The organism is Veillonella sp. 3891 (assembly GCF_003992315.1).
GTDB lineage: Bacteria > Bacillota > Negativicutes > Veillonellales > Veillonellaceae > F0422.
In genome coordinates, this window is record NZ_RQVE01000003.1 from 42,923 (window position 1) to 68,375 (window position 25,453).

General features: G+C 39.7%; 25 protein-coding genes. All 25 read left to right on the forward strand.

The features are described 5' to 3' along the window. The 25 genes from fmt (at position 1) to ispD (ending at position 25,450) form a co-directional block, all read left to right on the forward strand. Entirely contained in the window at positions 1-978 is a 978-nt protein-coding gene (fmt, locus tag EO118_RS02310; protein WP_127068448.1) for a methionyl-tRNA formyltransferase, read from the forward strand. Then, complete coding sequence (locus EO118_RS02315) at positions 971-1,741, forward strand: DUF116 domain-containing protein (protein ID WP_127068569.1); 771 nt, start codon at positions 971-973, stop codon at positions 1,739-1,741. Before fmt ends, EO118_RS02315 begins: the two co-directional genes overlap by 8 nt. After that, positions 1,713-3,071 (forward strand): 16S rRNA (cytosine(967)-C(5))-methyltransferase RsmB, encoded by a 1,359-nt coding sequence (gene rsmB, locus EO118_RS02320; RefSeq protein ID WP_127068449.1) that lies wholly within the window; start codon positions 1,713-1,715, stop codon positions 3,069-3,071. Before EO118_RS02315 ends, rsmB begins: the two co-directional genes overlap by 29 nt. Then, positions 3,068-4,117, forward strand: a complete 1,050-nt coding sequence (gene rlmN, locus EO118_RS02325; RefSeq protein ID WP_127068450.1) for a 23S rRNA (adenine(2503)-C(2))-methyltransferase RlmN — start codon at positions 3,068-3,070, stop codon at positions 4,115-4,117. The genes rsmB and rlmN overlap by 4 nt, the downstream gene beginning before the upstream one ends. Then, positions 4,114-4,812 (forward strand): Stp1/IreP family PP2C-type Ser/Thr phosphatase, encoded by a 699-nt coding sequence (locus EO118_RS02330; protein WP_127068451.1) that lies wholly within the window; start codon positions 4,114-4,116, stop codon positions 4,810-4,812. The genes rlmN and EO118_RS02330 overlap by 4 nt, the downstream gene beginning before the upstream one ends. A gap of 11 nt (positions 4,813-4,823) precedes the next feature. Beyond that, positions 4,824-6,728 (forward strand): Stk1 family PASTA domain-containing Ser/Thr kinase, encoded by a 1,905-nt coding sequence (gene pknB, locus EO118_RS02335; RefSeq protein WP_127068452.1) that lies wholly within the window; start codon positions 4,824-4,826, stop codon positions 6,726-6,728. A gap of 8 nt (positions 6,729-6,736) precedes the next feature. Next, positions 6,737-7,597, forward strand: coding sequence for a ribosome small subunit-dependent GTPase A (gene rsgA, locus EO118_RS02340; protein ID WP_127068453.1), 861 nt, complete (start codon positions 6,737-6,739; stop codon positions 7,595-7,597). Position 7,598: 1 nt separating this feature from the next. After that, entirely contained in the window at positions 7,599-8,246 is a 648-nt protein-coding gene (gene rpe / locus EO118_RS02345; protein ID WP_127068454.1) for a ribulose-phosphate 3-epimerase, read from the forward strand. A gap of 4 nt (positions 8,247-8,250) precedes the next feature. After that, positions 8,251-8,613 (forward strand): holo-ACP synthase, encoded by a 363-nt coding sequence (gene acpS, locus EO118_RS02350; protein WP_164723847.1) that lies wholly within the window; start codon positions 8,251-8,253, stop codon positions 8,611-8,613. Positions 8,614-8,624: 11 nt separating this feature from the next. After that, positions 8,625-10,214: an NAD(P)H-hydrate dehydratase gene (locus tag EO118_RS02355; RefSeq protein WP_127068456.1), complete on the forward strand. Its 1,590-nt coding sequence runs from the start codon at positions 8,625-8,627 to the stop codon at positions 10,212-10,214. A 39-nt stretch (positions 10,215-10,253) separates the two neighbouring features. Next, a complete protein-coding gene (locus tag EO118_RS02360) occupies positions 10,254-11,183 on the forward strand; it encodes a ComEC/Rec2 family competence protein (protein WP_127068457.1) in 930 nt (309 codons plus the stop codon). Between the two features lie 43 nt (positions 11,184-11,226). Next, positions 11,227-11,775 (forward strand): NAD(P)H-dependent oxidoreductase, encoded by a 549-nt coding sequence (locus EO118_RS02365; protein ID WP_127068458.1) that lies wholly within the window; start codon positions 11,227-11,229, stop codon positions 11,773-11,775. A 96-nt stretch (positions 11,776-11,871) separates the two neighbouring features. Next, positions 11,872-12,789, forward strand: coding sequence for an NAD-dependent epimerase/dehydratase family protein (locus tag EO118_RS02370; protein WP_127068459.1), 918 nt, complete (start codon positions 11,872-11,874; stop codon positions 12,787-12,789). A 50-nt stretch (positions 12,790-12,839) separates the two neighbouring features. Beyond that, positions 12,840-13,838, forward strand: a complete 999-nt coding sequence (locus tag EO118_RS02375; protein WP_127068460.1) for a nucleoid-associated protein — start codon at positions 12,840-12,842, stop codon at positions 13,836-13,838. An 8-nt stretch (positions 13,839-13,846) separates the two neighbouring features. After that, the gene (ybaK, locus tag EO118_RS02380; RefSeq protein WP_127068461.1) at positions 13,847-14,335 is read left to right on the forward strand and encodes a Cys-tRNA(Pro) deacylase; all 489 of its coding nucleotides are present in this window, start codon (positions 13,847-13,849) and stop codon (positions 14,333-14,335) included. Between the two features lie 2 nt (positions 14,336-14,337). Next, positions 14,338-15,048 carry a viroplasmin family protein gene (locus tag EO118_RS02385; RefSeq protein WP_127068462.1) on the forward strand — a complete coding sequence of 237 codons (711 nt, stop codon included), beginning with the start codon at positions 14,338-14,340 and terminating at the stop codon, positions 15,046-15,048. A 98-nt stretch (positions 15,049-15,146) separates the two neighbouring features. Continuing rightward, on the forward strand, positions 15,147-16,598 hold the full coding sequence (locus EO118_RS02390; protein WP_127068463.1) for a glucose-6-phosphate isomerase: 1,452 nt from the start codon (positions 15,147-15,149) through the stop codon (positions 16,596-16,598). A gap of 11 nt (positions 16,599-16,609) precedes the next feature. Continuing rightward, positions 16,610-17,590 carry a UDP-glucose 4-epimerase GalE gene (gene galE / locus EO118_RS02395; RefSeq protein ID WP_127068464.1) on the forward strand — a complete coding sequence of 327 codons (981 nt, stop codon included), beginning with the start codon at positions 16,610-16,612 and terminating at the stop codon, positions 17,588-17,590. 16 nt (positions 17,591-17,606) lie between these two features. Next, the gene (locus EO118_RS02400; RefSeq protein ID WP_164726237.1) at positions 17,607-18,347 is read left to right on the forward strand and encodes a hypothetical protein; all 741 of its coding nucleotides are present in this window, start codon (positions 17,607-17,609) and stop codon (positions 18,345-18,347) included. A gap of 59 nt (positions 18,348-18,406) precedes the next feature. Beyond that, entirely contained in the window at positions 18,407-19,642 is a 1,236-nt protein-coding gene (locus tag EO118_RS02405) for a type II secretion system protein GspD (RefSeq protein ID WP_127068466.1), read from the forward strand. Between the two features lie 74 nt (positions 19,643-19,716). Continuing rightward, the gene (gene glyA, locus EO118_RS02410) at positions 19,717-20,952 is read left to right on the forward strand and encodes a serine hydroxymethyltransferase (RefSeq protein ID WP_127068467.1); all 1,236 of its coding nucleotides are present in this window, start codon (positions 19,717-19,719) and stop codon (positions 20,950-20,952) included. Between the two features lie 23 nt (positions 20,953-20,975). Beyond that, on the forward strand, positions 20,976-21,602 hold the full coding sequence (upp, locus tag EO118_RS02415) for a uracil phosphoribosyltransferase (protein WP_127068468.1): 627 nt from the start codon (positions 20,976-20,978) through the stop codon (positions 21,600-21,602). Positions 21,603-21,673: 71 nt separating this feature from the next. Next, positions 21,674-23,050 carry a DNA repair protein RadA gene (gene radA, locus EO118_RS02420; RefSeq protein WP_127068469.1) on the forward strand — a complete coding sequence of 459 codons (1,377 nt, stop codon included), beginning with the start codon at positions 21,674-21,676 and terminating at the stop codon, positions 23,048-23,050. Between the two features lie 87 nt (positions 23,051-23,137). Further along, complete coding sequence (locus EO118_RS02425; protein WP_127068470.1) at positions 23,138-24,271, forward strand: PIN/TRAM domain-containing protein; 1,134 nt, start codon at positions 23,138-23,140, stop codon at positions 24,269-24,271. 12 nt (positions 24,272-24,283) lie between these two features. After that, positions 24,284-25,450, forward strand: a complete 1,167-nt coding sequence (ispD, locus tag EO118_RS02430) for a 2-C-methyl-D-erythritol 4-phosphate cytidylyltransferase (protein ID WP_127068471.1) — start codon at positions 24,284-24,286, stop codon at positions 25,448-25,450. The last annotated feature ends 3 nt before the right edge of the window (positions 25,451-25,453 follow it).

Genomic DNA, 25,453 nt, shown 5'->3' on the forward strand with positions numbered 1-25,453 from the left:
ATGAATCCATTACGTATAGTGTTTATGGGAACGCCAGATATAGCAGTTCCTACGTTACAGGCTTTAATTGACAGTACCCATTCAGTAGTAGGTGTTTTTTGCCAACCAGATAAGCCGAAAGGTCGAGGCAATAAGTTGCAAATGCCACCGACGAAGGAATTGGCGTTACAGTATGACATTCCGGTATACCAACCGAAATCCTTGCGCAATGAGGAAGCAGAGGAATTATTACAGACTTTGGCTCCTGATATTGTCGTAGTCATTGCGTATGGTAAGATTTTACCTCCTTGGCTCATTCACCAGCCTCCATTGGGGTGCATTAATTTACATGCCTCTTTATTACCAAAGTTTAGAGGTGCGGCGCCTATCCAATATGCGATTCTTCATGAAGAGTCAGAAACTGGTATGACGATTATGCATATGGATGAAGGCTTAGATACAGGTGATATTCTGCTTATGGAACGCATTCCAGTGACAGAAGAAGATACATCTGGTACGATTTTTACCGCCTTAGCACAATTAGGGGCACAAATGATTGTACCAGCCGTAGATGCTTTACAAGCAGGTACATTAACTAGAATCACTCAAAATCATGAAGAAGCCATTGAAACAGGAAAAATTACGAAAGAGATGGGGTATCTTAATTTTACAGAACCAGCACATACATTAGCTGCGAAAATTAGAGCTTTCAATCCAAGCCCTGGGTGTTATACATTCTTAGAGGGAAAACGGATTAAGTTCTGGCATGCGAAAGTGGATCCTACATCCAAATATGCTCCTGAGCATTTACAAGGGGCCTGCGGATATCCAAAAGAGGGAACTATAGTAAATGTAGATAAAGAGTCTTTCAGTATTTTTACTGGTCATGGCGTCTTACGTGTCACTGAAGTGCAGCCTGAAAATAAAAAGCGAATGAATGCCGGTGATTTTGCTCGTGGTCATCAGTTAGCAGTAGGAGCTTGCTTTGGCGATGAATAAATCCTATCGTTTGTATTTAACGGTGACGGCTGTGGCAATGCTATTAATATCACTGGTATGGGGTTGGATAGTTTGGATGATGCATCCTAGCTTATCTCAATGGGGACCTGTTGTCGGGCCTATCGGAGAGAGTGCGCTACTATTCCCCATATTGATTGGGTGGTCCATGTGGATATATATGGCATTAGTTACCATGTATCCTATACAACATCCGATTTTATTGCGATTATCTAATCGAGGTTTATATTTCTTATTTCCGTTGGTAACAGTCTTAGCTAGATGCTTTGGATATACTAAGGATGAAGTGAGTCAATCCTTGATTGCGTTAATCAATCATCTTGTGAGCACTCAAGTATATCGGGTGGAACCAAAACGGTTATTACTGCTCACGCCTCATTGCATACAATTATCTAGTTGCGTACATAAAGTGACTACAGATGTGCATAATTGTAAGCGTTGTGGCGGGTGCCAAGTAGGAACCTTGCTAGATATTGCAGATACCTATGGATGTCATTTTGTGGTCGTTACAGGTGGCACATTAGCACGTTTGAAAATCAAGGAAATTCGTCCTCAAGCTATTGTGGCAATTGCCTGTGAAAGAGATTTAGTCAGTGGCATGGCAGATGTGTTTCCCATTCCCGTAATAGGTGTCTTAAATGAACGACCTTGTGGTCCTTGTTGTAATACGAGAGTCAATACAGAAGACATTAGACTTGTCATAGAAAGGTTACTGTATGGAAACGAAACAAAAGAAAGAACATAAAAATATTCGACGCCTAGCTATGAAAGCCTTGGTAGATATACATAGAGATAAAAAGTATGCCAATATTGTATTGCCTCAGTATATGATACAAGAAAGATTAGAAGATTTAGATCGTAGATTCTTTACAGAGTTAGTCTATGGTGTTGTACGACGTCAAAACTATTTAGATGCGGTTATCGTTCATTTTACCAAGAAGCCAGTTAAAAAATTATCTCCTTTTGTTTTAGAGATTCTTAGACTTGGAGTGTACCAATTACTCTATATGGATAAGGTACCATCTAGTGCTGCTGTGAATGAAAGTGTAAAACTAGCGAAAAAAGTAGCACCTGGAACAGACCGATTTGTTAATGCAGTACTTCGTAATGTAGATAGACAGCGTGAAGATATTGGTGTAGATGCCCTAGCGACTTCAGAAGAGGAACGGATTTCCTATATTTATAATCAACCTCTTTGGCTAGTCCGTTTATGGATGGACCAACGAGGAATAGAAGAAACGGTGGATCTCTGTGAATGGTTTAATGAAACACCTCTGTTGACGGCACGAGTAAATACATTACGAATCAGTCGTCAAGATTTATTAGACGAGCTTTCACAGGCAAACTGGGTAGTAGAGCCTAGTCATATGATTCCAGATGCGATTATCATCAAATCTCACAAAGGACAATTGCAGGAAGCAAAATGGGTACAAGAGGGATTGATGACATTCATGGACGAAGCCTCTATGGCTGTAGCTTATGCAGTACAACCTAAACAACATATGCAGATTTTAGATATCTGTGCAGCACCGGGTGGCAAAACATTGCATATGGCAACCCTTATGGGCAATACAGGAACCATCGTAGCTACGGATATTCATGAACATAAAGTAGAACTGTTGCAGGCAAATGCAAAACGTATGGGTGTGTCCAATGTGCAGGCTCAGCAAGGGGATGCTACAGTAAATGAAGAACAATGGAAAGGTTCTTTTGATGTGGTACTAGTAGATGCACCATGTTCAGGACTAGGAATCTTGCAGAAGAAATTAGATATGCGTTGGCGAAAAGAGGAATCCCAATTACAAGAATTGCCAATGTTACAGCAACAAATATTGCAAAATGCTAGTTCCTATGTCAAAGTAGGAGGGCACTTGGTATATTCTACGTGTACTATAAATACGTTGGAAAATGAAGGGGTTGTTGAAAGATTTCTACAAGAAAACCCTAATTTCCTCTTAGAAGATGTGGCTCCTTTGTTACCGTTTGTAGCAGAAGGGCCTATGGTTACTTTATTGCCACATGTATATGATATGGACGGATTTTTTATAGCCCGTTTACGTAAGGAGAGAGCATGATAGAATTAATTGGACTTTCATTGCCAGCTTTAAGTAAAGTTGTGACAGATGGAGGGTTTCCGAAATTTAGAGCGAAACAGATTATGGATTATATCTATCAACGTCACGTATTCTCTATGGAAGATATGTTACAGCTTCCACAGACAATGCGTGAATGGCTCGGCACACACTGTACGATTACACTTCCTACAGTGGTACGAGAATCTACTAGTTCTGATGGAAATACAAAAAAGTTATTGCTCAGATATTCTGATGGGCATCAAGTAGAAACAGTACTGATGAAGCAACATTATGGTAACTCTGTGTGTTTATCTTCCCAAGTGGGATGTGCGATGGGATGTATTTTTTGTGCATCTACTACAGAAGGTTTATTTCGTAATCTAACGGTAGCTGAAATTGTAGGGCAGTTATTACTCTTTGAAAGCATCATTAAAGAAGAAGTGCACTCTATCGTTGTCATGGGATCAGGAGAGCCATTACAAAACTTCGACCATACTATGGAAGCATTGCAATTTATTCATGAAAAAGAAAGCTTTAATATAGGTTATCGTCGTATGACGGTGTCCACTTGTGGATTAGTACCGAATATTTATCGTTTTGCGGAACTGGGCTTGCCTATCACATTGGCATTATCCTTGCATGCTACGACAGATGAAAGTCGAAAGAAAATTATGCCTATAGGCGCCACCTATGCGTTACAAGATGTACTAGATGCCGTGGCGGAGTATTATCGACAGACGGATCGCCGTGTGACCTTTGAATATATTTTGATTCAAGATGTGAATGCCTCTGAAAAGGAAGCTCATGAACTAGGTATGATTGCAAAAGAGTTTCCTCATTGTAATGTCAACTTAATTCCTGTCAATGGAAATGAACATATTAATTTATATAAACCGTCATTAAAAGCTATGCAAGAATTTAAGTCCATTGTCGAATCCTACGGAGTGTCTGTGACGATTCGTAAAGAAATGGGTGATGAGATTCAAGCAGCTTGTGGACAGTTGAAAATACAACATCAACAATCTTTGAAAGAAGGGATGTTATGATTAGTTTAGGAATCAGTAAAACTGGATTAGTTCGCCAACGTAATGAAGATCGTTTTTATGCCCAAGGGCCTCTGCTAATTGTAGCAGATGGTATGGGTGGTTATACAGGTGGAGAATATGCTAGTACCATGGTAGTCGATACTATTGTAGAAGTAGTCAATGAGGCTACTGAAATATCTACCGAAGTATTAGAGAGTGCCATTCTAAAAGCAAATCGTATGGTCTATGAAAAGAGCCAATCCTACAAAGAGTTGGAAGGTATGGGGACTACAGCAGTTGTTGCATATGTACAAGAAGATACCCTGTATTGGGCTCATGTAGGAGATAGCCGCTTGTACCTATATGGACAGGAAGGCTTACATCGGATGACGAAAGATCATTCTATGGTACAGCAATTAGTGGAAGCAGGCACGATTACTGAAGATGAAGTGATTCATCATCCGAAACGAAATATGTTGACTCGAGCCATCGGAGTGTATGAAACTGTAGAAGTAGATACAGGCGTAGTTGAAGTGCATCAGAATGACCGTATCCTATTATGTAGTGATGGTTTGTCTGGTTATATTGAAGAATCTAAGATTGAACAAGTACTTTCAGAAGAAAACAATGAAAGTAGAGCTTTGGAAGATTTAGTGCACCTTGTGTATGATGCGGGAGCACGAGATAATGTAACAATCGTACTTGGACGTATATAAAGAGGTGACTTATGGATAGACATGCATTAGTAGGATTGGTCTTTGACCATCGCTATGAGGTACAACAGAAGATAGGCGTTGGTGGTATGGCCGATGTATATCGTGGGAAAGATACGCTATTAGGACGACCTGTGGCTATTAAAATTCTGCATCAAAATTTTGGTAGTGATCAAGATTTTGTAGCTCGTTTTAAACGTGAAGCACAAGCAGCTGGGAAACTAAATCATCCAAATGTAGTGAGCATGTACGATGTTGGATTTGATCAAGGCTTTCATTACATTATTATGGAATATGTATCTGGATGTACGTTGAAAGAATACATTCAGCATCATGGTGATCAGGTGACAGTGCAAGAAGCGGTAAAAATTACAGTAGCTATTGCAGAGGGGCTAGAGCACGCCCACATGATGGGAATTGTCCACTGTGATGTAAAGCCACATAATATATTGATTACTGATTCTGGACGTGTGAAAGTGACGGATTTTGGTATTGCTAGAGCTATTAACTCTGCTACTACTATGATGTATACCAACTCTGTGATGGGGTCAGCTCATTATATTTCCCCAGAACAAGCTAGCGGTAAGAGCATCAATGTGAGCACAGATATTTATTCATTAGGGGTTGTTCTTTATGAATTATTAACGGGAGAAGTTCCTTTCAGAGGGGAAACACCTGTTAGTGTAGCCTTACAACATGTGAAAGATCGTGTGGTGGCGCCGCGAATCAAGAACCCTATGATTCCACCACAGTTAGAGCAAGTGGTATTGATGGCTCTAGAAAAAGAACCAGGCAAACGTTTTGGATCCATTTCTGAAATGATTCAAGCCTTACGTATGTCATTGGGCTATCGTGGTGGTACTTCAGCACGACCAATGCAGCATGATTTTGCTACACAAGTGTTGCCACCTATGGAAGCAGACGTTATGGAAGAAGAGGATGAACCACAAGAAGGTATATTGGCAAAATTAGGTAGTTTACCACAAAAATATGTGATCGGTGGTGCCGTGTTTGCCTTCTTATTAGCCTTTTTATGGGCATTTTTGAACTTTGGTAACTTCTGGAGTAACTCTACTGTGGACGTGCCGAATGTGGTAGGTAAACAGTTAAGTGTAGCTACGAGATTATTGGAAGAGCGACATCTTCGAGTCTCTAGTTCAGAAGTAACTAATTCGGATGTGCCAGCAGGACAGGTCATTTCACAAAGCCCTGAACCAGGGGAATCTGTAAAAGAACAACGTATGGTGCATTTAGTTGTCAGCAAAGGTGCTGGAAATATTACTATACCGGACTTGCAAGGTATGAGCTTTGATCAGGCTAGAGAAAAATTAAAAGCCTTAGGCTTATCGATTGGTAAAATATCTTATGAAAGTGATTCTAGTAAAGACGATGGTGTAGTCATTAGCCAAGGCTTACAAGCAGGAGGGAAAGCCTCCAAAGGGGCTACTGTAGATATTACGATTAATCAAACTAAGTCGACTACCGTAGAGATTCCGAATGTTGTGGGGATGACCATTAAAGAAGCAAAAGAAGCCTTAGGAAATTTAGGCTTAAGTATTAGTAAGATTTCTGGATCCAATGAAGATTCTGCCGTTGTTACAGCTATCAGTCCAGCACCAGGTTCTTCGGTGAAACGGGATGAAAGCATTACTTTGGTGGGACAACCAAAAGATGGCAAAAAAGATGAATCTAATGCGAAACAAAGTGGTACTACTAAAGGTGTTGTAGATGTGACGGTACCGAATGGACGTGCTTCTCAACATGTGAAATTAGTAGTCATCGATGATGATGGTGGACGTGTTGTCTATGATGGCACTAATGCGCCAGGAGACCGCATTGTGAAAAGTGTATCTGGCTCTGGTAATGTACGAGTTCAAATCTACTTAAATAATGCATTAGTACAAGAGCAATCCTTATAGGAGAGACTATGAAACAAGGTGTTGTAATTAAGAATATGAATGGCTATTTTTATGTGCAAACTCCAAGTGGAGATGTACATGAATGTAAGGTTCGAGGACGGTTAAAGAAAGAACGATATTCTCTCTTAGTAGGAGATACGGTGAGCATTACAGACGACGGTTGGATTGATTCTATCGAAGAGAGAAGAAACTCATTACGTAGACCAGCTATTGCCAATATTGACCAAGTCATTGTAGTAGTAGCCGCACGAGAGCCAGATATTCATCCTTTATTATTGGATCGTCTATTAGTGATGATTCATCATAGTCATATACCTCCCATACTAGTGATTAATAAATACGATTTGCATACAGAAGACACGGTGAAACTGAAATCCATCTATGAAAAGATCGGTTACACTGTACTGTGTACATCGACGTATACTAGTGAAGGTATTGATGAGTTACGCCATGTATTACATGGTAAAATCAGTGCCTTTGCCGGCCCTTCTGGGGTAGGTAAAAGTAGTTTACTCAATGCAGTAGATCCGAACTTTGCCTTTCAAACAGGAGCAGTTAGCGATAAGATTAAACGTGGACGCCATACGACGCGGCATGCCTCTTTATACAGTTTAGATGAAAGTTCATTTATCATGGATACACCAGGTTTTTCGGCGTTGGATCATACTGGGATAGATGTGGAAGAGTTAGTGCACACGTTCCCCGAGTTTGGTGACCATGATAAAGGATGTAAATTTAGTCCTTGTTCCCATAGCCATGAACCAATTTGTTCTGTAAAAGATGCCTTAGCTAGTGGTCAGATTAGTGAGCAACGATATCAGTCCTATTTGACTATAAAATCAGAACTTGAAGATCAAAGGAGACGATAAAATGATTCAAATTGCCCCATCTATGTTATCGGCAGATTTTTCTAATTTACGAGAAGATATTCGTACTATTGAAGAAGGTGGTGCGGACTTATTACATATTGACGTGATGGATGGACATTTTGTACCAAACCTAACATTTGGAGCTCCTGTGGTAAAAGCGTTGCGTCCGCATACGAAACTGCCTTTTGATGTGCATTTAATGGTAGAAAACCCGGGCGATTATGTAGAAGAATATGCCAAGATAGGCGTGGAATATTTCACCTTTCATTGGGAGGCGGTACCACATGCACATCGTTTGATTCAAGCTATCAAAGCAACTGGTATGAAAGCCGGTGTTTCTCTAAATCCATCTACGCCAGTATCTTTGTTGGAAGATATTGCAGAAGATCTAGATTTAATTTTAATTATGAGCGTCAACCCAGGCTTTGGAGGTCAATCGTTCATTCATAATGCAGTGAAAAAAGTAAAACAAGCTCGAGAATTGTTGGACTCCGTAGGAAATACAAAAGCTGTTGTAGAAGTAGATGGTGGTATTAACTTAGAAACTGCCCCACTAGTGCGTGAAGCAGGAGCTACTTTACTAGTGGCTGGTTCTGCTGTATTCGGAGCAGAAGATAGAGCGATGATGATTGCCAAATTACGAGGCTAATATGATTCGAGTAGGCACAGATATTATCGAAATTCATCGCATGGAACAAGCCATTGGACGAGATAGTTTTTTACAACGAGTATTTACGGATTATGAACGAAACTATGCGTGGGGACGTAACAAACAGGCGGCTGCATCTTTTGCAGGTATCTTCGCAGCCAAAGAAGCTTGTGTAAAAGCCTTAGGAACAGGGTTTCGCCATGGTTCTTGGCAGGATATTGAGATTACTCACGATGCATGGGGGGCACCAGTCCTTACCTGTACAGGCTATTTTGGACAACAAATGAAAGCCTTAGGATATGAAACGATGCAAGTTTCCATTAGCCATTGTCGTGAATATGCTACGAGCACTGTCATTGTATATTAGAGGATAGACCTATGCGACTATTAACACCAAAGCAAGTTAACATGGTAGATCAATATATCGAAAGTTTAGGACTTCCAGTATCTCATTTAATGGAACAAGCGGGACGATCTGTGTTTGAGATTATACACAGATATATACAAGGTATAAATGGACCTAAGGGAGTTTTATTTCTTTGTGGCATTGGCAATAACGGTGGTGATGCCTTAGTGGCAGCACGTTTGCTAACAGAAGTGCCTGAAGTGACGCCCTATGTTGTTGTGTGTGGGAATCCAGAAGAAGGATCTCCTTTGTTTCAACAACAATGGAAGGTGGTACATACTCTAGAAGATACGATTACTATTGTGACTGATGAGATGATGCAGTCTAATGGAAACCTAATACCCTCCCATATATTACAGGATGTCAGTCTTGTGGTAGATGGTGTGTTTGGCACAGGCTTTCACGGTGTATTACCAGAACAAATAGCATCTATTTTTGAACAATGTAAAGCATGGCGTTCTACTAGTGATACACGAACATGTATCGCCATCGATATTCCTAGTGGTGTAAATGGCTTAACAGGAAATGCTGACGTCTCTTCATTCAGGGCAGATGAAACAATTACGTTATTAGCTCCAAAAGTGGGAATGCTTTTCTATCCGGGCAGAGAACATGTAGGACATATGAGTATTGGCAGTATCGGATACCCTTTTCCCCATCATGCCTTAAGGGAATCGGGTAATAGTTGGCAAGAAATCTATTGGAATGATGCAGAGTCTTTGCATGTAGTTCCTCGTTCACCTATTGCTCATAAAGGGACCAATGGTCACGTCTATATTGTGGGTGGCTCTCCAGGGATTTATGGAGCCCCCATATTAAGCGCCGAAGGAGCTTTACGCAGTGGAGCTGGAAAAGTCACTATACTGTCTGGTACAAATGAGTTAGATGCCTTGCGGTCCTTGAGTCGCCCTGAAATGATGATACGTAGTAGTGATGTAGAACAACTAGATGGGAATAGTACAGTAGTCATTGGCCCTGGTGGTGGCAGAAGCAATAGTGATAAGAAACATTTACTTCAATGGATGCAATCTATTACAGAAAGCCACATGGTAATTGATGCAGACGGGCTCATGGCGGTTGCTAGTCATCTATCAGTGTTAAAACAGTGCTCCTACGCATTAGGTAAAGAAGAGCGAGTGGTTGTACTAACACCGCATTTAGGTGAATTCTCTGCACTTACAGGAAAAAGTATCGGAGAGCTTAACAAAGATCCTATTGGATATGCTAGTGCATTTGCGAAAGAGCATAGTGTCTATGTTATTCTAAAAGGACAACCAACGATTCTGGCGACTCCATTTGGTAGAGTATACATAACGACAACAGGTAACCCCTATATGGGAACTGGGGGCATGGGTGATGTATTGGCTGGTATTATTGGTTCTATGTTAAATCAAGAACAAAACCTTATACATGCTATAAATGTTGCTATATATGCACATAGTCGTGCTGGAGATCTAGCACTAGAGGATTGTGGTCCAGGCTTTACTCCTACAGAGGTGGCACAACGAATTGGTCGTGTACTACGAACAATCGATGGATACAAGCCAGTTTTACCACTGTAATAACTGTTGTAATATATAGAGGTTAGAAAGTATTTAACTATGAAAAAAACAATATATAAATATCTACTTTTGTTAGGTGTGTTGGTGGTAGCACTACTAAGTCTAGTGGGCTGTGGAAAAGAACTTTCACAGGTGAATGCAAACTCTACAAAGGCAGAAGTTAGTCAATCTACGCAAGCACCAACGGGAACCATGAAGGTTCATGTATTGGATATCGGACAAGGAGATGCAATTTTACTCCAAATTGGGGATAAATTTTCTATGATCGATACTGGTGATATTGAACATAGACCACAGGTGGTAGCCTTATTAAAAAAATATGGTGTGAAAGAATTAGAAAATGTCATTTTGACACATCCTCATGCGGATCATATTGGTGGTTTCTATGCCATAGCCAAAGCAATCCCTATAAAGCACGTCTATGATAATGGCATCGATATCGATAGTGGTACCTATAGAACCTATTTAAAAACGATAGAGACAAAACAGATTCATCGTGAAACACTTCATAAAGGTGATCGGTTAGACTTAGGAAATGGAGCGTATTTTGAGGTCTATGCCCCTTGGAAAGGGGAAGTGATGGCTGACAAAAAAGGTGAAGTTCATCAAAATAATAACTCCATTGTAGGTAAGCTGACATTTGGTAAGTTTTCTATGCTTATGACTGGTGATGCGGAAAAAGAAGAAGAAGCGCGTCTCATTAAAGAGCAAAATACAAAAATGTCTAGTAAAGTCTTAAAAGTGGGACATCATGGTAGTAATGGTTCCAGTCAAAAAGATTTTATTCGTTCTGTTCGACCAGAAGCAGCTGTTATTTCTGCAGGTTTACATAATTCGTATGGACATCCTGGTGAGAAAGCTATGGCACGTTTATTGGAGGAATATGTAGATATCTATCGTACAGATACGATGGGGACTGTTACCATTCGGACAAATGGTACAGACTATGATATCCAACGAGAACGATAATAGAGTGTACTATATAAGTATCTAAATTAGGGGAGGTATAGAAATGAAAAACATTTTAATTGTAACAGGTCATACCCACGAAGAAAATTCTGTGGCAAACAAAGAGATTCTCGCGTTGCTTAAAGAAAAATATCCTAATGCCGAGTTTGATCGTTTGGAAGTGCTCTACGGAGATTACAAGATCAATGTAGAAGCAGAACGTGAGAAGTTGTTATGGGCGGATACGATTGTGATTCAGTCTCCTTTATTTTGGTACTCTTTAACATCTCTGATTATGAGATGGTTTGAAGAAGTGTTTGCTTATGGTTGGGCCTATGGAGCAGATACCTATGCAGTAGCCGGTAAGGATATGGTTGTTGGTCTTACCGCTGCTTGTGGTAATGATGAATATACATTGCAAGGTGATAAAGGCATTACCATTGATGAAATCTTTAAAACTTGTGAAGCTACTTGTAAGTTCTGTAAAATGAATTTTAAAGGTGGTGTTTTCACTGGTAATATGCTGTATACAGGTGAAGATGTACAGCTACAAGTGATTCATAGACAAGCAAAAGAGCACTGTGAACAATTAGTTCAGTATATAGAAGCATAAGTGGACCATCGGTTACATACTATTGTGCTAGATTAAATACGGTGTATAATTTACATTACTAAGATAGTCATTGATACAGGAATGAGGAATATGAATATGAATATAATTGTAACAGGCGGTGCCGGTTTCATTGGATCACATCTAGTAGACAGATTGATTCAAGAGGGACATCGAGTACTTGTCATTGACAATTTAAGCAGTGGATTGCGGACATTTGTGAATGAAGAAGCTGAATTTTTAGAACTAGATATACGAGATACAAAGATACATGATGTGTTTGAAGACTTTCAACCGGACTATGTATTTCATGAGGCAGCGCAAACAGTAGTAGCAGAATCTATGGTACATCCAACATTAGATTGTGATATTAATCTAATGGGACTATTGAACTTATTACAAGCCTCAGTTAAAGTGGGTGTAAAAAAATTCCTTATGCCATCCTCTGCTGCAGTATATGGTGATTTAGAGGTATTACCTCTTACGGAGGAATTGGCAGGAGTGCCTCGTTCTTGCTATGGATTGACAAAATTAACTACGGAAGGTTATTTGCGTATTTACCAAGAATCTTTTGGATTACCCTATATTTGCTATCGCTATTCTAATGTATATGGACCACGTCAAGGCAATGGCGGTGAAGGTGGTGTTGTTAGCATTTTCTGCGAACATGTGGCAAATGGCGAATCTATCAAAATTTTTGGCGATGGTGAGCAAACACGTGACTTTGTCTATGTGGATGACGTAGTGGAAGCTAATATATTGGGGTTAGATAATGATGTAACAGGAGTCATCAATGTAAGTACAGAAACTGGAATTTCTGTGAATGATTTAATCGACACATTAGAAGATATTGCTGGCACAACGGTAGAACGTCATTATGAAGAGCCGCGCATTGGTGATATTAAACATTCTTTATTGAGCACTGCAAAAGCAAAACAATGTTTAGGGTATATGCCTAAATGGACATTACAAAAAGGACTGGAAAATACCTATCAGTATGTGAAAGATAATAGATAATATCATAAGAGCTTTGCGAAGGCAAAGCTCTTTGTTATTGAGGAGGAACTATGCAAATTAATGCAGCTGTACTAGAAGTGTTTGACTTTACGTCGTCTATGTCGGCCTATTCAGATCATCCTATGGATATTACTGAACCAGAGATACAGAGCTATCTTGAAATGCATGTGATGAAAGCGTTACAAGATCCTGGAGCCAGAACTGGTTATATCTCGGACCAAACCCCATGGGGGCGAAAGATTAAACAATTGGAGAATCAAGAAGTAAGCCTTGTAGAGTTTGGTAAAGAACTAGGTGAGACTTTATTTATCTATATGGCACAAGCAATGGACCCTTGTGTACTAGATATGATTGTCTGTGAAGCACAAGGAGAGCAAGCTTACCTTTGTGTTCTTCTTTGTAAAGCCCATGATGGATATACTCACCAATTATATTCAGAAGAGGATGGTTCATTAGCAACAAAATTAGTAGAGCATAGAGTCGTATTACCAACAGTGACACAAAAACTATATGCTTTTGCAAGTATTAAACTTTCTGATTTATCCATTCGTCTCTTTGAGCCGAAAGGAGAATATGATGGAGAGAAAATGCACTTCTTGGAAGAACGAATCTTTCAGGTTACCACGAATCCGTCTTCTAAAGATACAGTGAAAAAAGTACGTACAGTGGTAGATCGAATTTCTAAAGCTCATGAGCAAGATGGTGTGGCAGCTATGGCTAAAACAAAAGAATTACTAGCTAAGAATGCAGAAGTTTCTGATACATTAGAAGCACGACATATTATTGAGCAAGTGTTTAGTACGAACCCCATTCAGCGAGAAGCAGCTATGAAAGAGCTAGCAGAAGAAGATTTACTTGAACCATTGCCAGTGAGTCGGACCTATGCTACAAAAGTGGGGAAGCAACATAAAATTAAAACAGATACTGGTATTGAACTTTCATTTCCAGTAGAATATATGAATGATCGTGAGTTTATAGAAATTTCAACGAATGAAAATGGTACCTTGCGCATTGAATTAAAAAATATTTCAAAGATTACCAACAAATAGGGGGTCTAATGAGTAAAAAAGGACATAAAAAAACAAATGCATTACGCATACTAGATACTCACCATATTGACTATGAAGTGTTCACCTACGAATGGTCTGAAGAACGCGGAGCTGGTATACATGTTGCTGAATCTTTGCATATTCCGCCTGAACAAGTGTTTAAAACATTGGTTGGGAAAGGCAATGTAACAGGTCATGTAGTATTCTGTATTCCTGTAGAAGGGGAACTAGATATGAAACAAGCCGCACGAGTGAGCGGAAATAAATCGGTAGAATTGATTGCGGTAAAAGACTTATTACCGTTAACAGGATACTTACGTGGCGGTTGCTCTCCATTAGGGATGAAAAAAGCATTTTCTACCTATTTTGATGATAGCATTACATCCATTCCTATGGTCTATGTCAGTGCAGGACTTAGAGGGATGCAAGTACAGGTTAATCCACAAGCATTAGTAGATGTAGTAGGTGGCACGATAGCGCCACTGACAATGGGGTAAGTATGGCAAAGAAGTATTATGCTGTTCGAGTAGGGCACAATCCAGGAATCTACGTGACATGGTCTGACTGTGAAGTGCAAGTAAAAGGATTTCCTGGTGCGCAGTATAAGTCATTCCCTACAGAAGCAGAAGCAAAAGCCTATATGGGCTCTATCGATTTACCTAAGAGTGCAGGGATTAAACCGACTAGAACTGGTACAAAGAAAACATCTGCTAGTGCGTCTAAACGTATGAGCGTAGGTGAATACCTTAAGACACAGACTGATAACATAAGTCAAATCGTAGAATCAGATCCTTGTGAAATTCGTGCTTTTATCGACGGCAGTTTTGATAAGCGAAAAGGTGTGGTTGCCTCTGGAGGGGTTATCCTTCTTGGTACAGAAGAAGTAGAGTTTTCTCTTTCCAATACAGAACCGAATCATGTGGCATATTGGAATGTATCTGGGGAATTATTAGCAGCCCTTCATGTAGTGGACTATGCATTAGACCATGGATATACCTCATGCTCCCTCTATTATGATTATATGGGCATTGAAATGTGGGCCACAGGTAGATGGAAGACAAATAATCCATTAACAACAAATTATGCGAAGCGAATGAAAGAAGCCAGTAAACAACTTCGTATTGATTTTCATAAGGTAAAAGCTCACTCGGGTATTGCTTATAATGATCGTGCAGATGCATTAGCAAAGAAAGGAACGCTACTAAAATAACACTGGTAGGAAATTTCTCATAAAATTCCTTTAATCTCTCCATGATTTGATGTACAATAAAAGTACAATTACAATCATACTGTACATAGGAGGAAACTATGAAACGGATTCAATTAGACTCTGGTTTTGTTTATGATTATACAAATATGATGTTACCTGGTGGGGTGACGGAAGCAGATGTAACAAACTTAGGCACTGCCATTTCTGATGCCTTAGCAGCAGCGGAAGAAACACGTCATCATGGTGTTGTGAAAGGCCATTTATCTAAAGATGGAGAACCTGAATTGGTGTTATTTCCGCAATTACCATATGTAGAAGAAGGTCATATTAATAATCCAACAGTGATGGCTAGATTAGATGATTTAAGAAACAAGAAAGTAAGCACTGTGGTAAGCTTTGGTATTGGTGGCTCTTTCTTAGGTGGGAAAGTACTATTTGATGTACATTGTGGGGAGTTTTGGAACTCCATGAGTGATGAAGAGCGTAATTATCGCCCACGCATGTATTTCAGTGGCAATAATGTTGACCCTGTACGTACCCAAGAATTAATCAAGCAATTACAAAGAGAATGGAAAGAACAGCAATTTTTAGAAGACCACGCTCATGTACCTAATGAGTATAAAGTGCTTTTGGTACTGATTTCTAAATCTGGTTCTACCATTGAACCAATGACAAACTTTATGATTGTTAAAGAAGCCTTAGAAGTAGCTATGATTGATTATGAAGTATTGGTTGTGACAGATCCTAGAGAGGATGAAAAAGAAACTTTACTTCATAAATTAGCGGTTGCAGAAGGTTGGGGAGATTCTATTTTCGCAGTACCAGATGGTATCGGTGGCAGATTCTCTGTATTCTCTGAAGTAGGATTGGTCATTGGGGCTTTGTTAGGTTTTGATATTCATGCCTATTTGGAAGGTGCTAAAGCTGCAGATATAGCAGCTCAAGAGCAAGATGTTTGGAAAAACCCAGCCTTGTTAAGTGCTGTATTAAAATATATTGGTTCTGAACAATATGGTCGTCATATTGAAGTATTTATGCCTTATGCGGATCGTTTGAAGTCCTTGTCTGAATGGTATGTACAATTATTAGCGGAGTCATTGGGTAAGGAAAAGACCGACAAATCTGGACATTATGGTCGTACTCCAATTGTAGCGGTAGGTACTACCGATATGCATGCACAAACACAGGAACATCAAGAAGGACGCTATGATAAAGTTGTGTCTTTTATCGATGTAGAAGATTGGCATGTCTCTTTAACAGTGCCACATATGTATGATCAATATAATAAATTGGAAGCTCTAGCAGGTCTTGATTTAGGGTTTATCAATCGTGCTGCCTTGGCATCGAATGCAGAGTCCTTAGCAAGCGATGGACGATTTAATGGAACCTACCAAGTGCCAACGATGAATGCCTTCCACTTGGGAGAACTGATGTTCACGATGTGTTGGGCTATCTATTTTGAAGGTCAATTGGCAGGTGTGGATGCTTTTAACCAACCAGGCGTAGAAGTGTATAAAAAATTGTTAGGACCTAAACTTTCAAAAGCATAGGAGAAGTAAGAATGAATATTTTAGTGACAGGTGGCGCAGGATATATTGGTAGCCATACAGTACGTGCTCTATTGGGAGCAGGTCATACAGTGGTGATTGTGGATAACTTATCCAGAGGGCATAAGGAATCTATTCTAGCAGGGGTACCATTCTATGAAATGGATATTACAGACCCTACATTAGGTGAAGTTCTTGAAACACATCACATTGATGGTATTATGCACTTTGCAGCACACTCTCAAGTGGGCGAATCCATGGTAAATCCATCTATCTATTATGAAAATAACGTAGTAGGTTCTTACCGTTTGGTAGAAACAGCTCGTAAACATGGTGTGAATCGTTTGGTATTCTCTTCTACAGCAGCTGTGTATGGTGAACCAGAAGTCGTACCTATTACGGAAGATGCGAAATGGAATCCAACGAATGTGTATGGCCGCACAAAATTGATGATTGAAGATATGCTTCGTGATTATAGTAACATCTATGGATTTCAATTTGTAGCACTGCGGTATTTCAATGCAGCCGGTGCTGATCCATCTGGTGAAATTGGTGAAGATCATACACCAGAAACACATCTAATTCCGCTTATCATCGATGCAGCTTTAGGTAAGCGTGAATCCATCACTGTATTTGGTACAGATTATGATACAGCAGATGGTACATGCGTACGTGACTATGTACATGTAAATGATTTGGCATCAGCTCATATTTTAGCTATGGAATATCTTTACAATGGTGGAGAATCAGACGTATTTAACTTAGGTTCAGGTAATGGTTTCAGTGTAAATGAAATCGTAGCAGCTACTAAAGAAGTGACAGGTGTAGATTTCCGTGTTGATTATGGTGAACGCCGTGCTGGGGATCCAGGTACATTGATTGCATCTTCTGAAAAAATTCATGCTAAACTTGGCTGGAAACCTGTTCATAGTACAGTACAAGAAGTGATTCGTGATGCTTGGAATTGGCATCAATTACATCCTAAAGGATATTAATTGTATATAGGAGGGCATGATGAAAGTTTCATCTACACAAGACCTCTACAATTGCATAATGAAGTATATACGTACACACGGTCGTCTCGTTTTCGGGGCGACCGTTTTATTGTGCCTCATTTGCTATCTAGGTTGGAGAGAGTCCGCATGGTCAGAAGTAGAACATTTAGAAAGTCCTGTGCAAGCCCATCGTGAAAAGGATGTAATAGGACAAAATAAAAATGTAAAAGCTGATAATGGGATAGAAGATAGCAAAACTAAATCAGCACAAAGTGGGAAAAAACATAAAGAACGTCAACAAGAGAAAAGTTCTCCTCTAGAGGAAGAGAAAGATAAGGGCAAACTTATCTTTCCTATACGGAATGTAGTGCGTCCCAATCCTTTATTAGATACGTTTGCACAGGAGTTAACAGGAGCTAGTCTAAAAGCTGTAGTAGGTGCAGATACGAATAGCATGAGCAACATGAAAAGGAAAGGAAACGGTAATAAAAACAGTATGGAAGGATATTCTGTCCATGCCTATGGCGGTGATACAGGTAGAAACATGTATGAGAGACATGCAGTAAAGGCTGTAAAAGCGGTGCAAGTACAATTGTTGGGGATTATACAAGGAGAGGTACCTGTAGCTGTGTTAGATATTAATGGAAGTACTCATACAGTGTATGAAGGAGATGTAGTTGATGGTGTGCAGGTGTACACGATCCATGATACAAAGATACAAATTCAAGTGAACGGTTCTACGCAGTGGATAGAATAAAGGAAAGTTGGTAATACCAGTTGAAGTAAGAGCTAGAAATAGGAAGAAAGGAGATACTTATGTGGCTTAGAATAGTAAATTGTCTTAAAAGGAAGCTAGAAATTCCTATCTATCAATCTATGTATCGATGGGGGACGGCATATGTATTAATAATGATACTCTTAGGAATCATTCCAGTAGAGGCAGTCCATATTATGGCTAAAGATATGCCGTTACGAACGTTGGTACAAACCATAGCTAGGACGGAAAAACTTTCAGTGGTAGGACTAGATACATTAGAGGGAAAGGTTACTTTGGAAGTCCGAGAAAATTCTGGGAGAGAGGCTATTAATAAATTGGGTTCACAGTTAGGTTTTTTAGTGTATGAAGAAGATGGAACATTTATCGTAGAAGGGAAACATGAAGAAAAAGAACGACGGCATGTGCGACGAATTGTAGCTGAGACGGCTACCCCTGAAGAATTGAGCAATCTTGTTCAGTCCGTCGTACCTAAAGAACATGTACAAGTGATGCAAAGCACGAATGAAGTCATCTATTATGGAACCGTTAATGAAATTTTAGAAGTTGAAAAACTACTTAGATCTTGGCATAGCACACCGAAGCAGGTTCAGTTAGATGTGGCAGTATTGGCTATGGAAAAAGGCTATGCTAAAGAACTTGGAATACAATGGTCATTTCCGGGGTTACAAATTTCAGGACTTTCTATGCATGGAAAATCTGAGTCTGGTATAGAAGGAAATGTGCATATCGGCCATATTCCCAAAGGGACATCGTACTCTTTTTTAGCCCACCCGGAATTGTCTGCTAAAGAAGGAAGTAGCCATATGGCATTGATTGCAAGGCCTAGTATTGTGGCTGTTAATGGAGAGGAAGCGGCTATTTTAATTGGTGAACGCGTACCGGTGACAGTAGAATCCATTCAAAATGGTGTGACGAGAACCAGTATTCGTTATGAAGAGGCAGGTATACGACTACGATGTAAACCCTATGTGTTACAGGGAAATCACATTGATACCATTGTAGAAGCGGAAGTGAGTAATCCTACTTTAGTACCTGAAATGAAAGCCTATCGTATTACCACGCGACAAGCAAAGACGAGAGTACGCATACCTGATGGTGAAACTTTAGTGATTGGTGGATTGATGGATCGACGTACCATGCGCCAATGGCAAAAGGTACCGATTTTGGGAGATATTCCTCTTCTTGGGAAACTATTTCAACATAGTCGTAAAACAAAAGATGAAGTAGAATTATATATTTTAGTTATGGCTAGGGTAATTCCGGAAATTCCCTAATTTGCCTTGCAAAAGGTGGGGATTATTACTATAATAAAGGATAGATTAAAATGTTTCTTTCACAGGAGGTTACCATGAGCTATGTAAAACAGCAAGACCCTAAAGTTCAAGAAATGATTGAATTAGAGTTGGGTCGTCAACGCAACAAATTAGAAATGATTGCATCGGAAAACTTTGTGTCTCAGGCTGTGATGGAAGCACAAGGTAGCGTATTGACAAATAAATACGCAGAAGGATATCCACATAAACGCTATTATGGTGGATGTGAATATGTCGACATGGTAGAAGAGTTGGCAATTGAAAGAGCGAAAGAACTATTTGACGCAGAACATGTGAATGTGCAACCTCATTCTGGTTCTCAAGCAAACTTTGGCGTATACTTTGCCTTATTAGAGCCAGGAGACACTATTATGGGGATGAATTTAGCCCATGGTGGACATTTAACACATGGCTCTCCAGTGAATGTATCTGGTAAGTATTTTAATATTATTCCTTATGGCGTAGATGCAGAGACAGGTCGCATTGATTATGATGAAATGCGTAAAATCGCACAAGAGCATAAGCCAAAAATGATTATCGGTGGTGGCAGTGCCTACTCCCGTCAAATCGACTTCAAAACCATGGCGGATATCGCTCATGAAGTAGGAGCTATTTTCATGGTAGATATGGCGCATTTTGCTGGTTTAGTGGCAGCAGGATTGCATCCAAATCCAGTGGAATATGCTGATATTGTAACTACCACTACACATAAAACATTGCGTGGACCACGTGGTGGCATGATTATGTGTAAAGAAGAATATGCAAAAGCCATTGATAAATCTATTTTCCCTGGTATTCAAGGTGGTCCTTTGATGCATGTCATCGCTGCTAAAGCAGTAGCATTTGGTGAAGCCTTGCAACCAGAATTTAAGGAATATGCAAAACAAGTCATTGTAAATGCGCAAACATTAGCAGATGCATTACAACAAGAAGGATTTACTATCGTATCTGGTGGCACTGATACACATGTATTATTGGTTGACTTACGTGCTGTTGGTTTAACTGGTAAAGTGGCTGAGCATGTGTTGGATGAAGTGGGTATTACATGTAACAAAAATACAATCCCATTTGACCCAGAAAGCCCATTTGTTACATCTGGTATCCGTCTAGGTACACCAGCATTAACAACTCGTGGTCTTAATGCTGAGGATATGAAAGAAATTGCAAGCATCATTTCTTTAGTCTTAAAACAGCCAGAAAATACTGCTGTATTAGCAGAGGCTAAACAACGTGTAGCAACACTTTGTGAAAAATACCCAATGTATGCTTAATTAGTAAAAAGGAAGTAAATAAGATGAACGTAAATGTAATGACACATCCTTTGATTCAACATAAAGTAACGTTGATTCGCTCCGTAGAAACTGGTACAAAAGATTTCCGCCAATTATTAGAAGAAATTGCATTATTAATGGGATATGAAATCACACGTGATTTACCATTAGAAGATGTAGAAGTACAAACTCCATTGGTGAAAGCTATTGGTAAACAAATTGCAGGTAAAAAGTTGGGTATTGTTCCCATCCTTCGTGCTGGTTTAGGTATGGTGAATGGTTTGTTAGAATTAATGCCAATGGCAAAAGTAGGTCATGTAGGTATGTATCGTGACCCAGAAACATTAAAGCCAGTAGAGTACTATTGCAAATTACCATCTGACTTAGCAGAGCGTCGCATTATCGTAACAGACCCAATGTTGGCTACAGGTGGTAGTGCAGCAGCAGCGATTTCTTTGTTAAAAGAAAAAGGTGCTAAAGACATTCAATTAATGTGTTTAGTGGCAGCCCCAGAAGGTGTAGAAGTTGTGAATAAAGCGCATCCTGACGTACGCATCTATGTAGCTGCATTAGATGAAAAATTAAATGACCATGGATATATTTTACCTGGTCTTGGTGATGCGGGAGATCGTATTTTCGGTACGAAATAAACGGTGTTGCCCGAAGAGTAGTGCGCGTTTCTTTTCAGTGACGCGCATTATTTTTATAAGAAAGGGTATATATGGCAAAAAAGAAAACAGTTTTTTTCTGTTCTGAATGTGGAAATGAGTCATCGAAATGGTTTGGTCGTTGTACGGCCTGTGGTGCTTGGAATACGGCAGTAGAAGAAGAGCTGCAACCGGAAGTTAAAACAAAACATGTAGCGTCTTATCGACCAGTACAAGATGAAGATAACAAGCCAAAGGCTTTGACAGATATTGAGGTAGGAGCGATTGCCCGAATTACTTCTGGATACGGAGAAATTGACCGTGTTCTTGGTGGTGGTATCGTACCAGGTGCATTGATTTTGCTAGGTGGGGACCCAGGTATTGGTAAGTCTACCTTACTATTGCAAGTATCTGGTCGTATTGCAGAAGAGTCTGGTAAGGTGCTATATGCATCTGGAGAAGAATCAGATATGCAGTTAAAGTTGAGAGCGCATCGACTAGGTATCAATTCTTCCAATCTATTAGTGCAGGCAGAAACTAATTTAGATACCATATTGAATGAAGCCAAACGAAGTCAACCAATGCTGCTTGTGATTGACTCCATCCAAACCATGTATGTAGGCTCTGTAGAATCTGCACCGGGCAGTGTTAGTCAAGTTCGTGAATGTACGGCTAGATTGTTGCGCTTTGCAAAAGATCAAGATATTCCCGTGATCATTATTGGTCATGTAACAAAAGACGGTACCATTGCAGGCCCTCGTATGTTAGAGCATATGGTGGACGTAGTACTATATTTTGAAGGGGAACGGTCTTATCAATTTCGTATTTTACGGGGCATTAAAAATCGATTTGGCTCTACTTCTGAATCAGGGCTATTTACTATGGAAGAAGAAGGCTTAGGAGAACTGCTTAATCCATCAGCAACTTTATTAGCAGAACGGTCAGAAGAGGAAACAGGATCTGCCATTATGGCATACCTAGAAGGAGTACGACCTATCTTAGTAGAAGTACAAAGTTTAGTGGTATCTACGGCATTTGGCATGCCACGTCGAACTGCGATTGGTTATGATTTAAATAAGCTGATTTTGCTCCTAGCAGTATTAGAAAAACGCTGTGGCTTTACTTTGGGGAATAAAGATGTGTATGTCACTATTATTGGTGGCTTAAAAGTCAATGAACCGGCATGTGATTTAGCGATGGCAGTGGCGATTATCTCTAATTTGAAAAACAAGCCAGTACCTCCAGATATGGTGATCTTAGGTGAAGTAGGATTGACCGGCAATATTCGTAGTATTCCACGCATAGAACAACGGATAGGTGAAGCCAAAAAACTTGGATTTAAACAATTTATTATCCCTGCTGGAAATGTAAAACAATTAAAAGGAATACAAGACGGTATCTCCATACAAGGCGTTACCAGTATTCAAGAAGTAATGAAAAGTATATTCTAAACCTATTTGCTGAGCTCTTATTATGATTCATTCATGAGAATCACAGATAGGTATAGTATACTTTTATAAAAAGGAGGCGGTGACCATATGATCTATAAATTATTGCGCTATGTTATTGCTATCTTATTTGGTAGTATGGGATACGTCGGTGCGGATGCTCTATCAACGCTTATGGTATCTGTATGGGATGAAAAGATGCTACAGATGGGCGTATTTGGAATCTCTGTAGTGATGATATTGTACTACACCATAAGTATTTTATTGGCTGTGATTATTGGTTATTTAGTGTCCCAGTATATTTTACGTATAGGCTTAAGCGTAGCAAAACAAATTGAACGTATTTTAAGTCGAGTTCCTAGTCAACAATTAGTGGCGGGCACGATAGGATTATTATTTGGACTCATTATTGCTAATTTAATTGGTGTGGCTTTTGAGCGGGTACCAATTATTGGCTCATACTTACCTATCGTGCTTAGTGCCGTATTAGGCTATATTGGGATTCGTTTAGGGATGGATAAAGGACCAGATTTATATAAAGCTACGGTATCCTATACGTTTAGAGGATTACTTAATAAGGGGAGAAAACCTAAGGAATCAAAGGTAAAAGAAGTCCGAACTGCTTCTGCTAAGGTCTTAGATACATCGGTTGTCATTGATGGTCGAATTTTAGATATTGTAAATACGGGATTTTTAGAAGGCCCTTTCATAGTACCTGTATTTGTTCTAGAAGAATTGCAAAAACTGTCTGATTCTGCGGATACTATGAAACGGAATAGAGGTAGACGAGGGCTAGACTTACTACAGACAATGCGTGAAAAATTAAAAGAATCTATGGAAATCATTGATGTTGACTATGAAGATTTGTCAGAAGTAGATTTGAAATTGATTCGCCTTAGTATGGATAAACATTGGAAACTGATAACTAATGATTTTAATCTTAATAAAATAGCTACCTTGCAAGGTGTTGAGGTGTTGAACCTAAATGATTTAGCAAATGCGATTAAGCCGAAAATGATGAGCGGTGAAACCTTACAAGTACGCATTATGAAAGCTGGTAAAGAACCACATCAAGGAGTTGCTTATTTAGATGACGGTACTATGATTGTTGTAGAAAATGGTGTAGACTATGTGGATCAAACAGTGAATGTAGTAGTTACTTCTGTATTACAAACTAGTGCGGGACGAATGATTTTTGCCCGTGTAGAGGAACCAAATTCCTAGAAAGGGAGTACCATGATCAGTTGTATCTTATTAGCTGCAGGTGCAGGACGCCGAATGGGCTATACAGAGAATAAAGTATGTATGCCATTGGGACAGTATACAGTGTTACAATGGAATTTACATCATATGAAGCAATGGGAAGGCTTAGAAGAAGTCATAGTGGTTGTATCGGAAGGCGATCAATTGTCTATTCAAGAACAAGTAGAAGCTATGCAGGTACCGTGGGTGATACAATATGTTATTGGTGGAGCAGAACGACAAGATTCTGTAGCAGCAGGACTTTCACAGGTGGCGAGTGGAGCAGACATCATTCTGGTTCATGATGGAGCAAGACCATTGGCGAATCAAGAGTTAGCTCGTCGAGTGGTTGAGGGGGCTAAAGCATATGGAGCAGCGGTGCCAGCCATTCCTGTGGTAGATACGATAAAACGAGTGAATGCAGAGGGATATGTAGAAGAAACCTTACTACGTTCTGAGCTATATGGAATGCAAACACCACAAGGGTTTCAAACAGCGGTTTTATTAGATGCCTATGTATATGCGGAAGAACACAGATACAAAGGAACTGATGATGTATCCTTAGTAGAGTTTCAAGGAAAGCCAGTGCACATTGTGGAAGGGGATAGAAAAAATATTAAATTAACAGTCCCTGAAGATGTAGCGATTGCTAAGAAATATTTAGGAGTGGAACCGATGATGCGAATTGGTTATGGTTATGATGTTCACCGTTTCAAAGAGGGGCGACCTTGTGTATTAGGTGGTGTCTCTATCGATAGCCCTATTGGTCCTGATGGCCATTCTGATGCGGATGTGTTGATTCATGCCCTTATGGATGCCATGTTGGGGGCAGCAGGAATGCGAGATATTGGGTATTATTTTCCTCCAGAAGATGATGCTTTCAAAGGGATTTCTAGTAGGCTATTATTAGAAAAAGTGGTACAATTATTAAAGGACTCAAATTTTGGAATCTACAATGCAGATATCATGGTCATTGCAGAAGCTCCTAAATTGAAGCCTCATATTGAAGAGATGAAAAAAAATCTAAGTGAGGATTTAGGTATCCCACTTAGTAGAATTAGTATTAAAGCAACGACAAATGAAGGGTTAGGTGCCTTGGGAAGAACAGAAGGTATAGCCGCACAAGCTGTTGTTTCAATGTATGAAAGAGAGGAGTTATAACTC